Here is a 12,188-nt window from a genome sequence, read left to right as displayed (position 1 = left end):
TTGTTCTTGTTGTCTGCCGTTGTACGGCGCGCACCGGCTTCGAGCCATTCGACCATGGTCGGACGGGCTGCCAGAGACTGACCGGTGGGTCTGTTACCCTTGTCCGGTCGCCATTTTGCTTTGCTACGGAGTCCCCATGGCCGATCTCGCCCACTCCCACTGCGTCCCCTGCCGCTCCAGCGAGCCGGCCTTGAGCGAGGCCGCCAGCACTGAATTACTCAAGGCCGTCCCCGGGTGGACGCTGGTGGCGCGCGACGGTATTCCTCGCCTGGAACGGCGCTATCCCTTCGGCAACTTCCTGGAGGCGCTGGAATTCACCAACCGCGTGGGTCGCGAGGCGCAGGACGAGGATCACCATCCGGCGCTGCTCACCGAATGGGGCGCGGTGACGGTGAGCTGGTGGACGCACAACATCGGCGGCCTGCACCGCAACGACTTCATCATGGCCGCGCGGACCGATGCGGTGGCCCTGGCGGCCAACGTCTAGCCAGCGACCCTTAGCCGTTTGGCGGGCGCGCTAGTCGCAGGCGGCGGCCAGGCCGTCGGCATGGACGAAGCACAGCTTGTTGCCTTCCGGATCGCGGCAATAGGCCGCATAGAAGTCCGGGCCATAGCCCGGCCGCACCCCGGGCGCGCCTTCATCGCTGCCGCCCAGCTGCAGCGCCCGGTGCCAGGCGGCTTCGACCGCCACCACCGAGGGCGCGGCGAAGCTCACCTGCACGCCATTGCCCCAGGACGCCGGCAGGCCGTTGAACGGCAGCTGCACATAGAACTGCGGCCATTCCCGGCCCGGTCGTTGCCAGCCGCAACCGGGCGGACCGCCATCGTCCTCTGCCGGCATGCGGACCAGGCCGAGTTCGCGCAACACCTCGTCGTAGAAAGCGATCAGGCGCTCCAGGTCACGGGCGCCCACCTGTACATGGCTGAACATGGCTCTTCTCCCGGCCGCCCAGGCAGCCTCACCCCAAGGTAGCCCAGCCCGGACCGGCTGCCTATCGGCTCGACAAGCCCTGCCCGGGCGGTTAGCGTGGCGGGCTTTGAATACGACGATATGCTCATGAACCTGCGCAACCTTCCCCGCCTGACCAAGGTCGGGCTGATCTTCTTCATCCTCGGCCTGCTCGGCGTCGCCTTCGCCCTCTACGGTCTCTACCAGGGGCCGCGTCCCGCCGAGCCCGGGGCGATGCGCAGCCTGATCTTCGCCGTGGGCCTGCAGCTGACCGGTTACGTGCTGCTCAACCGCAATCGTTTCCGCTTCATGGCCGGCCGGCGCAAGGACTGAAGATGACGATTCACTGGAGCTGCCGCGCCGCGTCGACGCTGACCACCGCCGAACTCTATGCCGCCCTGGTGCTCCGCGCCCGGGTGTTCGTGGTGGAGCAGCAGTGCATCTATCCCGATCCCGATGGCCAGGACCTGGCGGAAGACGTCTGGCACCTGTTCGGCTGGCAGGACGGCGAGTTGCACGCTTATCTGCGCCTGCTCGGCGGGGTACGCGAGGACGTGGTGATTGGCCGGGTGATCGTCGCCCCCGAAGGCCGTGGCAGCGGTCTCGGGCATCGTCTGCTGGAGCGGGCCCTGAGCGAAAGCGCCGAACGCTGGCCCGGGCGCCCGCTGTTCCTGGCCGCCCAGGCCCACCTGCAGGCCTACTACGGACGCTATGGCTTCACGCCCTGCTCGGAGGTCTATGACGAGGACGGGATTCCCCATATCGACATGCGCCGGGCCGCTGCCTAGCGCCGTCGCAGGGGTTCCAGCAACGGCTTGAGGCCGTTGTGGTCGATCTCCTGCATCAGGGCCAGCAGGCGGCCCAGCTCCCCGGCGGGAAAGCCGCTGCGGGCGAACCAGTTGAGGTAGTGGCCGGGCAGATCGGCCAGCAGGCGGCCGGCGTATTTGCCGTAGGGCATGGTCCAGGTCACCAGGGCTTCCAGATCCGCGGGTTGCATCTCTTGTCTCCTCCGAGGGGCCTGGCGATTATGCCATGCCGGCCCGGGTTATCCGTCGGCCCCGGGGAGCGCCAGGCGTGCCCAGGGATCCCAGCTACCACAGGTTTGCAGAGGATTTCAGCATGAACAACGTCACCCGGCCGCTGGCCGCCGTCACCGGCGCCTCCAGTGGCATCGGCTTCGAACTGGCCAAGCAGCTGGCCCGCCATGGCCATGACCTGCTGCTGGTGTCCCGCGGCGACGGCCTCGACGCCGCCGAGCGCGAATTGCGCGCCCTGGGCGTCAAGGTCTGGAGCCACGCCGCCGATCTGCGCACCCCCATCGGGGTGGAGGAAACCTATAGATTCCTGCGCCGCCAGGGGCGCCCCCTGGACGTACTGGTGCTCAACGCCGGCGTGGGCCTGGGTGGCGCCTTCGTCGGCCAGACGCGCCTGGAAGACGAGCTGGCGCTGATCCAGCTCAACGTCATGTCGACCGTGCACCTGGCCAAGCTGGTGCTGCCGGAGATGGTGGCCGCCGGCCAGGGCCGGGTGCTCTTCACCTCGTCCATCTCGGCCACGGCGCCGATTCCCTTCGAGGCGGTCTACGGTGCGTCCAAGGCCTTCATCAATTCCTTCGCCTTCGCCGTGCGCAACGAACTCAAGGACAGCGGCGTGACCCTCACGGTACTGATGCCCGGCCAGACCGACACCAACTTCTTCCATCGCGCCGGCGAGGACGACACCAGCGTTGGCGCCGGTCCGAAGAACGATCCGGTGCAGGTGGCCGCCCAGGGCTACGCGGCCCTGATGCAGGGGCTCGACCACGTCTATGGCGGCGGACCGGAGGTCGCGCACGAGGGCGAGGTGCTCAACCGGGTGGAAAGCGAAGCTCAGAAGGCCGAGCGCCATCGCGCCTGGTCGGAGCCGGGGTCGGCGCAGCAGGATTAGCTGGGAAGCTCCGCGGCGGGCCGTCAGGAAAGGAACCCGACCGATACCGCCTCGCGGGTTTTGTAGGCAAATCTTTACGCTGCGCGCGGCATGACTGGCTGAACCCTTTTTCAAACGGATGTCTGAATACATCCCAACAGCAGCCGCACGAGAGAGTAGTCATGAGCGCCAGCGCCCCCTGCCAGGTCGATGTCACCCCCCAGAACCTCCCCAGCCTGGAAGACGAACTGGCCACCCGCAAGCATAGGCTCACCCGCACCCGTGACGAATTGCAGGTGCAATTCCTGGCCTATGCCAACGAACTCGATTGCGTGGAAGCCCTGGAGCGCGCCCTACGCTCCGCCAGGCCGGTACGCTGAGCCGCCTCCCGGCACCCCCGGCGCACCGCTGTCGCGCTGACCTGAGGCGCAGAGGTACCCGTCCGGAGATCACGCCAAGTGCCTGACCTCCGGACGGCTCAGGCTAGGCCTAGTTGATCGCCTTGGCCCCCGGCGTGCCGCACTTGGCGAACTTGCCTTGGGCATCCTTGCATTGCACGGCCTTGGTCTTGGTCGTTTCGCACTTGACGAACTTGCCGTGGGCGTCTCGACAGGGCGCCGCCTGGACACTGGCGGACGCGAAGACGGTCAGGGCTACTGCGGTGAACAACGCTTTCAGCATGACGATCACCTCCAAGGCCGGGAGTGGCCTTTTGGAGCGTAGCCGGCGCTCTAGCACTCTGCCACGGCAGCGATAGCATCCTGGGCAACTTGGTTCCAGGCGAAGATGATGCGGGCGATGGCGCTGCCACCCTGACACTTACTTCAACCTTTCACGACACCTTGTTCGTTGTGATCGGCAGTCAGCTCACGGCCTCCAGCCGCTCGAGCATATCGCTGTGACGATCCACCAGCTTGAGCAGCATCGTCGCTTGAGGGTTCGGCTCCGCCTTACCCTGCTCCCAATTTTTCAGCGTATTTGCCTTGGTACGGATCACCCGGGCGAATACTTCCTGGGACATATTGTGTCGCTTACGAATGGCGACGATCTCGTCAGCAGAAATCCTGGGCTGTTCTTTCAGCCCCATACGGTGCTGGCGCAAGGTGATCTTGCCCTCGCGCTCGGCCGCCATCTCACCAATACCGGTCATGATCTCAGCAAAAATATCGCGCTCGCTCATTTCTCCGCCTTGCCTTTGGCCTTGGTTTGCTGCCGTGCCGCAATCTCGATACCGATGGCAGCCTTCAAGGCCTTTTCCTGGTCAGAAGTCAGGCTTTCTAGCTCATCCTTGTCGTAGATAGCGAACAACCAAATCTGGCCTTCTTCTGATAACCAGTACTAAATGACCCTCAGGCCACCCCGCTTCCCTTTGCCGCGACGCACGTCGCCCCAACGCAGTTTGCGAAACCCGCCCGTATGCGGCATGACATAACCACCTTCGGGATCGTGCAGCAGGTTCTCCTGCAGCCGACGGTACTTGTCGTCCCTCAGGTAGCTGCCAACCGTGGCGGTAAAGGCTGAGGTCTCGAAAAAGATTGCTTCCATGCATCAAATATAAGCAAGTTGCCCATATTTCAATAGGAGAAAATCAGCTCAGGTCGTACCAGGGTGACGCCCTTCCGGCAAACAAACTCCCTCGCCCCCCACCCTTTCAGCTCGTTCCTTCCTGCCCAAGGCATATACCCCGCGCGCCTCGGCCAAGAGGTCACTGTACCGCTCGATCATCCCGCCACTGCTGCTCACCAAAAGCCACCGCAACCGTCAGGATCACCACTCGCATACGGCAGGAGGAAACACCATGCGCACCCTGGGCCTGTTGGGCGGCATGAGCTGGGAGAGTTCGGCTCACTACTATCGCATCCTCAACGAGGAGGTCCGCCGGCGGCTGGGCGGTAGCCATTCGGCGGCCTGCCTGTTGCTGTCGGTGGATTTCGCCGAGATCGCCGCCCTGCAGCACGCGGGCGACTGGGCGGCGCTGGGCCGGCGGCTGCAGGACCACGCGCGGCAACTGGCGGCCGGGGGCGCCGAGGGGCTGGTGCTCTGCACCAACACCATGCATTGCCTGGCGGCCGAGCTGGAGGCGGCCACGCCCCTGCCGCTGTTGCATATCGCCGATCCCACGGGTGCGGCGATCCGCGCCCGAGGGCTACGGACCATCGGCCTGCTGGGGACGGCCTTCACCATGGAACAGGCCTTCTATCGCCAGCGGCTGACCGAGACGTTCGGCCTGCAGGTCCTGGTACCCGCACCGGCGCATCGTCAGACCGTGCACCGCATCATCTACGAAGAATTAGTGCGCGGCGAGATCCGCGTGGACTCGCGCGAGGCCTACCGGGAGATCATCGCCGGGCTGGTGGCCCAGGGCGCCGAGGCCATCGTGCTCGGCTGCACCGAGATCATGCTGCTGGTGGACCAGGGCGACAGCGCGGTGCCGCTGTTCGACACCACCCGGCTGCACGCCCTGGCCGCCGTGGACTGGGCGCTGGCCTAGCCCCGCAGGCGCTGCGCCACCTCGGCGAGCAGCGGGCGCGCATCGAGGGCGCCCTGCTGGCATTCCTCGGCCAGGGCGATGAGCGCCGGATCGGCCGGTTCGCTGCAGCGTGCCAGCCACTCCTCCAGCAGGATGCCGAAGGCGCGGCTCTCGAAGCGCTGCAGCCGCGCGGCCTGCGAGGTCTCCTCGGGCAGCAGGGAAGCGCCGCCGAAATCACCGAGCAGGCAGCGCGAGCCGCCGTCCCAGAGGATGTTGTGGGCATAGAAGTCGCCATGGACCAGGCCCCGTTCATGCAGGTGGGCCAGGGCGCTGGCCATGCCGCCGGCCATCTCGCGCACGGCGGCGGCGGTGAAGCGGGTATCCTCGGGATAGACGTCGCGGCTGCAGGTGGTGAAGCTGGGCGGGCCGGCCAGGTTGCCGAAGGCCGGCTCCACCAGTTCCAGCACCAGGCCGCTGCGCTGCTCGGGATGCTCGGCGAGATCGCCGAGCGCGCCAATCAGCCAGGGATGGGTGCCGGCACTGAGACTGGCGGCGCTTTCGCTTTCCGGGGTGCCGTCGCTGGTCATGCTGCCCTTGAACAGTTTGACCGCGACGTCCCGCGGGCCGCTGGGCGACTGCCAGCGGGCCTGGTGGATGATGCCGGAGGCGCCCTCGCCCAGGCGCTCGCCGAGCGTCAGATCGCGCCAGGCGATGCGCTGCTGGCTGGCGGCCTGGGTCCGGACCGCCCGTTCACGCGCGGCACCGAGGGGATTGTCGCCATAGGCCAGCCAGGTCAACCGCGGCAACTCGAGAATGGCCGGCGGCAGCGCCGCGAAGCGATTCGCCGACAGCCGCAGGAGCTCCAGCTGGTGCAGCCCGGCCATGGACGCCGGCAGGGTCTGCAACTGGTTGCCGGCCAGCATTAGCTTTTGCAGGGCCGGTCGCTCACCCAGGGCGGCGGGCACCTCGGCGATGCGGTTGTCGGTGAGGATCAACCAGCGCAGGCGCGGTGGCAGGGCGGCGGCGCTCACCCGCTCCAGCTGGCAGGCCTTGAAGCCGATCATCTCCAGGTTGGGCAAGGTCCCCAGCACCTCGGGCAATTCGCTGAAGGGGTTGCCCGAGCAGAAGAGGATGCGCAGCCGGTGCAGCCGCCCCAGGTCGGCGGGCAGCCGGGTCAGCCGATTGCCGGACAGGTCGAGGATTTCCAGGCTGTCGGCCAGGGCGTAGATTTCTTCGGGGAATTCGGTCAGGTCGGCGCGCAGGGTCAGGCGCGTGGCTCCGGCCAGTTCGCCGGCGCGCAGCCGGGCTAGGGTATCCGTCATGGGAAGGCGACTCTCACTGTCTGGGAAAACCGGGCACCATGCCCGTCGACTGCGCGGACGTTAGCACGCCGGGCCGCTAGCGGCGGCCCTCGTGCGCCAGAATGCGCGCCACTGCCTCTTGCAGATCCCCTGCGGTCACCTGCGGCGGTGCCAGGGGATAGGCCACCTGCTCGGGCCGCCGCTGCAGCAGGGCGCCCTTGAGCCCCGCCGCCCGGGCACCGGCGATGTCCCAGCCATGGACGGCGACCAGCCACAGGCTCTCCGCCGGTTGCGCCAGGTTGGCGGCGGCCTGGCGGTAGGTGGCCGTGGCGGGCTTGGTGGCCCCGGCGTCCTCGGCCGAGAGGATCTCGGCGAAGGCATCGCTCAGGCCGGCATGGGCGAGTTGCGCCTCGGTGGCGGCGCGGGCGTTGTTGGAGAAGGCGATGCACCGCACGCCCTGCGTGCGGGCGAAGTCGAGCCCCGGCCGGACGTCCGGGTGGGCGGGCAGGCGCTTGAGCGCCGTGGCCACGCGCTGCTTGTCGGCAGCGCTCGGCGCGCGCCCGAGTCGCGCGCCGAGCATGTCCAGCGCGGCCTGGCCCTGGGCTTCGAAGGGCGCATGGCGGCCACAGAGGTCGGCGGTCATGGCGTTCTGCAGCGTCTGGGCGAACCAGCGTTCACGGCTGCCCGGGTCGCCGAACAACTCGGCGAAGAGGCCGTCCAAGGCGGAGAGATCCAGGACGGTCTCGTTGATGTCGAACAGGCAGGTGAGGGTCATGACAGGCACTCCAGTGCAGGATGGCTTTTCGACCCGCGCTCGCCTCCGAGGTGCGCCCGCGTTAAGGTTCGAGTTCGGACAAGCGAGACGGCAGGACTAAAGTCTGACCTTACGCAGCCGATAGCCTCGGTCAGCCTGCCTCTCGTTTGCCGCCCCGCCTGCCGCGAGTGGCCCAGCACCGCCAAGAAGCGCGGGTTGCTCGTACCAGGCTCAGCGATTTTCCCGAGAGAGTCCGATGGCCGATCCCTTGCAGCACGAAGATGACCGCCTCAACGCCCTGCACGCGCTGGAGCTGCTCGACTCGGCGCCCGCGGAGGAATTCGATCGCCTCTGCGAACTGGTGGCCAGCAGCTTCAACGTGCCCACCGCCCTGATCAGCCTGGTGGATCGCGATCGCCAGTGGTTCAAGGCGCGCGTCGGTTTCGACCAGGCGCAGATGCCGGTGGAGCACGCCTTCTGCGCCCATACCATCCAGACCGAGGACGGCTGGATGGAGATCAGTGATGCCCGCTGCGATGCCCGCTTCAGCCACAACCCGCTGGTGGTCCGCGCCCCGCACGTGCGCTTCTATGCCGGTTCAGCCCTGGTCACCGAGGCCGGCTATGCCATCGGCAGCCTGTGCATCCTCGATAACCAGCCACGGGAACTGAGCGCGGCGGAGCGCAAGCGCCTGGATGACTTCGCCGCCCAGGTGATGCGGCTGATCGCCCTGCGCCAGCACCTGCGGCGACGGGATCCGGTGAGCGGCCTGCCCAATCGCCAGCAGTTCCAGGCCGATGTCGCCCAACTGGCCGAGCTGCACCCGGGCGAACTGCGGCTGCTGGTGCTGGTGGATCCGCTGGAAACCCAGTGGAAGGAACAACTGGTCCTGGCCCAGGGCATGTGGCCCTTCGAGACCTTCCTGCGCTGCCTGGCGCTGCGGCTCTGCGATGCCCTGGTCGAGAAAGCCAAGGTCTATCACGTGGACACCAAGAGATTCGCCTTCCTGCTGCCGGCGGAGTGCGACTACCCGCCCCTGCTCGACAGCCTGATCGCCCAGTTGCGCGCCCCGGTCCAGGCCGACCGCATCCCCATCGACCCGCCGGTGAAAGCCGGGGTGGTGCTCTTCGAGCTGACCCCTGGCAACGTGCGCGACCTGCTGCGCAAGGGCATGGTGGCGGTCGACCAGGCGGCCCTCGGCGCGCGCCACTGGGGGCTCTACCAGCGCCCGCAGGACGAGGCCTTCCAACGCATCTTCCAGCTGGTCCGACAAATTCCCGAAGCCCTCGAACGCGGCGATTTCAGCCTGGCCTTCCAGCCGCGCCTGGGCCTGCCTGGTCGCGCCCTGCGCAGCGCCGAGGCGCTGCTGCGCTGGACTCATCCGCAGCTCGGCCCCATCGCCCCGGGCGATTTCATCCCGGCGATCGAGAAGACCGCGCTGATCCACAGCGTCACCCGCTGGGTGATCCGCACCGCCGTCAGCCAGCTCGCGCAGTGGGACAATCGCTACCAGGGGCGGCTGTCGCTCAACCTCTCGCCCCGGGATTTCGACGAGGGCGACCTGGTCGAGCTGCTGCGCGAGACCTGTGAGCACCAGGGCGTCGACCCGCGGCGACTGGAGGTAGAGATCACCGAAGGCGAATGGCTGCGGCGCAATCCGGCGGCCATCGCCCAGCTGCATGCCTTGCGCGCCCTGGGCCTGGAGATCGCCATCGATGACTTCGGCAGCGGCTACAGCAACTTCGCCTACCTCTACGAATTGCCGGTCACCAGCGTCAAGCTCGACCGTTCGCTGATCCACGACCTGCCCACCGATCCGCGCAAGCAGGAGGTGGTCCGCGCCCTGCTGCCGCTGATCGGCAAGCTCGGTTACCGCAGCGTCGCCGAGGGCATAGAGACGGCCGAGGTGCTGGCCTTCCTGCAGGACGCCGGTTGTGACGAGGTACAGGGCTATCTGCTGGCCCGGCCGATGGCCCTGCCGGCGTTCGAAGCCTGGTACGCCGAGCACGGCCGCCGCGCTGATTGAGGTCATTTGACTGACAAATTCACTTCAGCCTCTACACTGGTTCAGGTCGTAGTTTCCCGGGAGTGAGGACATGAGGGAATCGAGTACCGAGTTGTTGGATGTGGTCGGCCTGGATACCGGCGACCTGAGCAGCCAGGGCTGTATCGACAAGGTGCTGCACGCGCTGCGCGTTCACTTGGACATGGACGTGGCCTTCCTGGCCGAGTTTCGCCAGCAGGATCGCGTCTTTCGCAATGTCGACGCCGAACCCGACGCACCGCTCAAGGCCGGCGACGCTCTGCCGCTGAGCCAGGGCTATTGCCAGCAGGTGGTCACCGGCCATCTGCCGGAGCTCATCCCCGATACCCGCGCCGTGGGCAACGCCCGGCTGATACCGGAAACCCGCAGCATCCCCATCGGCGCCCACCTGAGCGTGCCGGTCCGCCTCAGCGACGGCGAACTCTATGGCACCTTCTGCTGCTTCAAGTACCAACCCGATCCGACCCTGAGCCCGCGTGACCTGGAACTGGTGCGGACCTTCGCCGAGCTGGTGGCCGACCGCCTCAGCCTCGACGTCTCCAGCCGGCGCGGCCAGGTGGAGATGCGCCAGCGCATCCAGGGCGCGGTGGCCGCCCACCAGCCCAGCATCGTCTACCAGCCCATCTACCATCTCGCCGACCTGCGCATCGCCGGCTGGGAATCCCTGTCGCGCTTCCACTGCCCACCCCAGCGCAGTCCCGATCTCTGGTTTTCCGAGGCCAGCAGCATCGGCCTGGGCGACGAACTCGAAGAAAGCGCCATGAGATTCGCCCTGCAGGGCCTGGAGAGCCTGCCGGACGACACCTACCTGACCATGAACTGCTCGCCGCAGACCATCCTCGCGGGCCGTCTGCCGGCGCTGCTGGCCGGCAACGCGCCCGGGCGCCTGGTACTGGAGATCACCGAGCACGCCGAGGTGAGCGACTACGACGCCCTGCACCTGCAACTGCAACCATTGCGGGCCCAGGGCGTGCGCCTGGCGATCGACGACGCCGGCGCCGGCTACGCGAGCCTGAGGCACATCCTGCGGCTGCGTCCGGACATGATCAAGCTGGACATGAGCCTGGTCCGCGACATCGACCGCGACGCCGAGCGCCGGGCGCTGGCCTCGGCGATCATCGCCTTCGCCCGCGAGACGCATAAGGAGGTGATCGCCGAAGGCGTGGAGACCCTCGCCGAACTGGAGACCCTCAAGGCCCTGCAGGTGGACAAGGTACAGGGCAACCTGCTGGGCCGCCCGATGTCCCGCGACGACGCCCTGCGCCTGCCACGCCAGCGGCGACTGGAGAATTCGATACCGCACTGACGCAAGATCGGCGATCATTCAAGTCGCTGACCAAGCGGTCGATAAGCTGGCGCGACCCGCGGTTTCAGTCGACCTCGGACGGACGTCCAGCCGATCATTGCCCTGCAGGAGTTACCGGTGCGCTCCATCCTGGTCATCGAAGACAGCCCCATGGTGCTCAAGATCCTGGCGCACCTCTTCCGTCAGCAGCGGGAGTTCGAGCCGGTGTTCTGCGCCACCCTGGGCGAAGCCGAGGTGATGCTGGAGACCTCGGCCCAGCTGTTCTTCGCCGCCCTGGTGGATCTCAACCTGCCCGACGCCCCCGATGGCCAGAGCGTCGACCTGGTGCTGCGCTATCGCCTGCCCTGCATCGTCCTCAGCGGCTCCTACGACGAGCGCCGGCGCGACGACCTGCTGACCAAGGGGGTGGTCGACTACGTGCTCAAGGAGAGCCAGTACTCCTACGAATTCGCCTTTCGTCTGCTGCGGCGTCTGGACAGCAACGCCGGCATCAAGATCCTCATCGCCGAGGACTCGGACGCCACCCGCAACTACATCCGCCACGTGCTGACGCCTCACCGCTACCAGTTGCTGGACGCCTGCGACGGCAACGAGGCGCTGCAGCTGCTCCAGGAGCAGCCGGACATCGACCTGCTGGTGGTGGACCACAGCATGCCGGGGCTGAGCGGCTTCGAACTGGTGCAGCTGCTGCGGCAGAAACTGCGCCGCCACGACCTCATCATCATCGGCCTGTCGGCCGACGAAAAGGGCTCGCTCAGCGCCAAGTTCATCAAGCAGGGCGCCGACGACTTCCTGCGCAAGCCCTTCTGCCCCGAGGAGCTCAACTGCCGGGTGGTCTCGACGCTGGAACGCCGGGAGCTGATGCGCGCCCTGACCCACGCCGCCCAGTACGATTCCCTGACCGGGCTGCGCAACCGGCGCGCCTTCCACGACCAGGCCCAGGAATGGTTCCGCCAGGCCGAACGCGAAGGCCGGTCGCTGAGCGTGGCCATGCTCGACCTGGATCACTTCAAGCGCATCAACGACGACCACGGCCACGCCAGCGGCGACAGCGCCCTGGTGGTGTTCGCCCAGGCCCTGGCCCGTACCCTGCCCCAGGACCTGACCGGCCGCCTGGGTGGCGAGGAATTCGCCCTGGTCAGCCGGATGCCGCCGGAACAGCTGCTGCAGGCGCTGGACCTGCTGCGGCGCTACTGCCACGCCCAGACCTACGCCCCGGGCGCGCCGCCACTCTCGTTCAGCGCGGGTATCCATGCCGGCCTCGCCGACGATCTCGAAGGCTTCCTGCACGAAGCCGATCGTCGGCTCTACCAGGCCAAGCGCCAGGGCCGCGGGCGGACCTGCCTGGTGCTGGACGCCGACTAGGCCGCGGCCGGCTGGCCTAGCCATATTACAAGACATATGATGTCATATGATTCTCAGCCGCGACCGACATGCGTTGGCGGCTGGGTCCGCATCG

Annotated in this window: 15 protein-coding genes and 1 pseudogene; 9 read left to right on the top strand and 7 right to left on the bottom strand. The window is 67.3% G+C overall.

Annotated elements, in window-relative coordinates; all coding sequences use genetic code 11:
• The first annotated feature begins 136 nt into the window (after positions 1–136).
• Entirely contained in the window at positions 137–487 is a 351-nt protein-coding gene (locus tag FSV73_RS04290; RefSeq protein WP_145004428.1) for a 4a-hydroxytetrahydrobiopterin dehydratase, read from the top strand.
• Positions 488–517: 30 nt separating this feature from the next.
• Here the strand turns inward: FSV73_RS04290 and FSV73_RS04285 are convergent, their stop codons facing one another.
• Positions 518–931, bottom strand: a complete 414-nt coding sequence (locus FSV73_RS04285; protein WP_145004425.1) for a VOC family protein — start codon at positions 929–931, stop codon at positions 518–520.
• 126 nt (positions 932–1,057) lie between these two features.
• Between FSV73_RS04285 and FSV73_RS04280 the strand changes: the two genes are divergently transcribed.
• A complete protein-coding gene (locus FSV73_RS04280; RefSeq protein WP_145004423.1) occupies positions 1,058–1,282 on the top strand; it encodes a hypothetical protein in 225 nt (74 codons plus the stop codon).
• A 2-nt stretch (positions 1,283–1,284) separates the two neighbouring features.
• Positions 1,285–1,737 carry a GNAT family N-acetyltransferase gene (locus tag FSV73_RS04275; protein ID WP_145004418.1) on the top strand — a complete coding sequence of 151 codons (453 nt, stop codon included), beginning with the start codon at positions 1,285–1,287 and terminating at the stop codon, positions 1,735–1,737.
• Here FSV73_RS04275 and FSV73_RS04270 read toward each other — a convergent pair.
• Positions 1,734–1,946, bottom strand: a complete 213-nt coding sequence (locus FSV73_RS04270) for a DUF3820 family protein (protein ID WP_145004415.1) — start codon at positions 1,944–1,946, stop codon at positions 1,734–1,736. The two genes, FSV73_RS04275 and FSV73_RS04270, sit on opposite strands and share 4 nt — an antisense overlap.
• A gap of 122 nt (positions 1,947–2,068) precedes the next feature.
• Between FSV73_RS04270 and FSV73_RS04265 the strand changes: the two genes are divergently transcribed.
• Positions 2,069–2,875 (top strand): SDR family NAD(P)-dependent oxidoreductase, encoded by an 807-nt coding sequence (locus FSV73_RS04265; RefSeq protein WP_145004412.1) that lies wholly within the window; start codon positions 2,069–2,071, stop codon positions 2,873–2,875.
• 161 nt (positions 2,876–3,036) lie between these two features.
• The gene (locus FSV73_RS04260) at positions 3,037–3,234 is read left to right on the top strand and encodes a hypothetical protein (RefSeq protein WP_145004409.1); all 198 of its coding nucleotides are present in this window, start codon (positions 3,037–3,039) and stop codon (positions 3,232–3,234) included.
• Positions 3,235–3,343: 109 nt separating this feature from the next.
• Here the strand turns inward: FSV73_RS04260 and FSV73_RS04255 are convergent, their stop codons facing one another.
• The 3 genes and pseudogenes from FSV73_RS04255 to FSV73_RS04245 form a co-directional block, all read right to left on the bottom strand.
• Positions 3,344–3,535 (bottom strand): hypothetical protein, encoded by a 192-nt coding sequence (locus FSV73_RS04255; protein WP_145004407.1) that lies wholly within the window; start codon positions 3,533–3,535, stop codon positions 3,344–3,346.
• A 181-nt stretch (positions 3,536–3,716) separates the two neighbouring features.
• The gene (locus FSV73_RS04250; protein WP_145004404.1) at positions 3,717–4,034 is read right to left on the bottom strand and encodes a helix-turn-helix domain-containing protein; all 318 of its coding nucleotides are present in this window, start codon (positions 4,032–4,034) and stop codon (positions 3,717–3,719) included.
• Positions 4,031–4,399: pseudogene (locus FSV73_RS04245) on the bottom strand (toxin). Before FSV73_RS04245 ends, FSV73_RS04250 begins: the two are co-directional and overlap by 4 nt.
• A 253-nt stretch (positions 4,400–4,652) precedes the next feature.
• Between FSV73_RS04245 and FSV73_RS04240 the strand changes: the two are divergent.
• The gene (locus FSV73_RS04240; RefSeq protein ID WP_145004401.1) at positions 4,653–5,345 is read left to right on the top strand and encodes an aspartate/glutamate racemase family protein; all 693 of its coding nucleotides are present in this window, start codon (positions 4,653–4,655) and stop codon (positions 5,343–5,345) included.
• Here FSV73_RS04240 and FSV73_RS04235 read toward each other — a convergent pair.
• Together FSV73_RS04235 and FSV73_RS04230 are read right to left on the bottom strand one after the other, a co-directional pair.
• Positions 5,342–6,646: a leucine-rich repeat-containing protein kinase family protein gene (locus tag FSV73_RS04235; protein ID WP_145004398.1), complete on the bottom strand. Its 1,305-nt coding sequence runs from the start codon at positions 6,644–6,646 to the stop codon at positions 5,342–5,344. The two genes, FSV73_RS04240 and FSV73_RS04235, sit on opposite strands and share 4 nt — an antisense overlap.
• Before the next feature lie 76 nt (positions 6,647–6,722).
• Positions 6,723–7,400: a haloacid dehalogenase type II gene (locus tag FSV73_RS04230; protein ID WP_145004395.1), complete on the bottom strand. Its 678-nt coding sequence runs from the start codon at positions 7,398–7,400 to the stop codon at positions 6,723–6,725.
• A gap of 235 nt (positions 7,401–7,635) precedes the next feature.
• Between FSV73_RS04230 and FSV73_RS04225 the strand changes: the two genes are divergently transcribed.
• The 3 genes from FSV73_RS04225 to FSV73_RS04215 all read left to right on the top strand — a co-directional run bounded on the left by FSV73_RS04225 (position 7,636) and on the right by FSV73_RS04215 (position 12,094).
• On the top strand, positions 7,636–9,405 hold the full coding sequence (locus tag FSV73_RS04225) for a putative bifunctional diguanylate cyclase/phosphodiesterase (RefSeq protein WP_145004392.1): 1,770 nt from the start codon (positions 7,636–7,638) through the stop codon (positions 9,403–9,405).
• 70 nt (positions 9,406–9,475) lie between these two features.
• Positions 9,476–10,729 (top strand): sensor domain-containing phosphodiesterase, encoded by a 1,254-nt coding sequence (locus tag FSV73_RS04220; RefSeq protein WP_145004389.1) that lies wholly within the window; start codon positions 9,476–9,478, stop codon positions 10,727–10,729.
• A gap of 117 nt (positions 10,730–10,846) precedes the next feature.
• Entirely contained in the window at positions 10,847–12,094 is a 1,248-nt protein-coding gene (locus FSV73_RS04215; RefSeq protein WP_145004386.1) for a GGDEF domain-containing response regulator, read from the top strand.
• Positions 12,095–12,188 lie beyond the last annotated feature (94 nt).

The sequence above is a fragment of the Pseudomonas oryzihabitans genome (assembly GCF_007665395.1).
GTDB classification, from domain to species: domain Bacteria; phylum Pseudomonadota; class Gammaproteobacteria; order Pseudomonadales; family Pseudomonadaceae; genus Chryseomonas; species Chryseomonas psychrotolerans_C.
Note: the sequence above shows the minus strand (reverse complement) of the source record. Positions and strands in the feature narration are given on the sequence as shown.

What these genes read in the sequence shown, in the direction of transcription:
- FSV73_RS04290 (WP_145004428.1), top strand. Translation starts at nt 137, where the DNA reads ATGGCCGATCTCGCCCACTCCCACTGCGTCCCCTGCCGCTCCAGCGAG.
- FSV73_RS04285 (WP_145004425.1), bottom strand. Translation starts at nt 931, where the DNA reads ATGTTCAGCCATGTACAGGTGGGCGCCCGTGACCTGGAGCGCCTGATC.
- FSV73_RS04280 (WP_145004423.1), top strand. Translation starts at nt 1,058, where the DNA reads ATGAACCTGCGCAACCTTCCCCGCCTGACCAAGGTCGGGCTGATCTTC.
- FSV73_RS04275 (WP_145004418.1), top strand. Translation starts at nt 1,285, where the DNA reads ATGACGATTCACTGGAGCTGCCGCGCCGCGTCGACGCTGACCACCGCC.
- FSV73_RS04270 (WP_145004415.1), bottom strand. Translation starts at nt 1,946, where the DNA reads ATGCAACCCGCGGATCTGGAAGCCCTGGTGACCTGGACCATGCCCTAC.
- FSV73_RS04265 (WP_145004412.1), top strand. Translation starts at nt 2,069, where the DNA reads ATGAACAACGTCACCCGGCCGCTGGCCGCCGTCACCGGCGCCTCCAGT.
- FSV73_RS04260 (WP_145004409.1), top strand. Translation starts at nt 3,037, where the DNA reads ATGAGCGCCAGCGCCCCCTGCCAGGTCGATGTCACCCCCCAGAACCTC.
- FSV73_RS04255 (WP_145004407.1), bottom strand. Translation starts at nt 3,535, where the DNA reads ATGCTGAAAGCGTTGTTCACCGCAGTAGCCCTGACCGTCTTCGCGTCC.
- FSV73_RS04250 (WP_145004404.1), bottom strand. Translation starts at nt 4,034, where the DNA reads ATGAGCGAGCGCGATATTTTTGCTGAGATCATGACCGGTATTGGTGAG.
- FSV73_RS04240 (WP_145004401.1), top strand. Translation starts at nt 4,653, where the DNA reads ATGCGCACCCTGGGCCTGTTGGGCGGCATGAGCTGGGAGAGTTCGGCT.
- FSV73_RS04235 (WP_145004398.1), bottom strand. Translation starts at nt 6,646, where the DNA reads ATGACGGATACCCTAGCCCGGCTGCGCGCCGGCGAACTGGCCGGAGCC.
- FSV73_RS04230 (WP_145004395.1), bottom strand. Translation starts at nt 7,400, where the DNA reads ATGACCCTCACCTGCCTGTTCGACATCAACGAGACCGTCCTGGATCTC.
- FSV73_RS04225 (WP_145004392.1), top strand. Translation starts at nt 7,636, where the DNA reads ATGGCCGATCCCTTGCAGCACGAAGATGACCGCCTCAACGCCCTGCAC.
- FSV73_RS04220 (WP_145004389.1), top strand. Translation starts at nt 9,476, where the DNA reads ATGAGGGAATCGAGTACCGAGTTGTTGGATGTGGTCGGCCTGGATACC.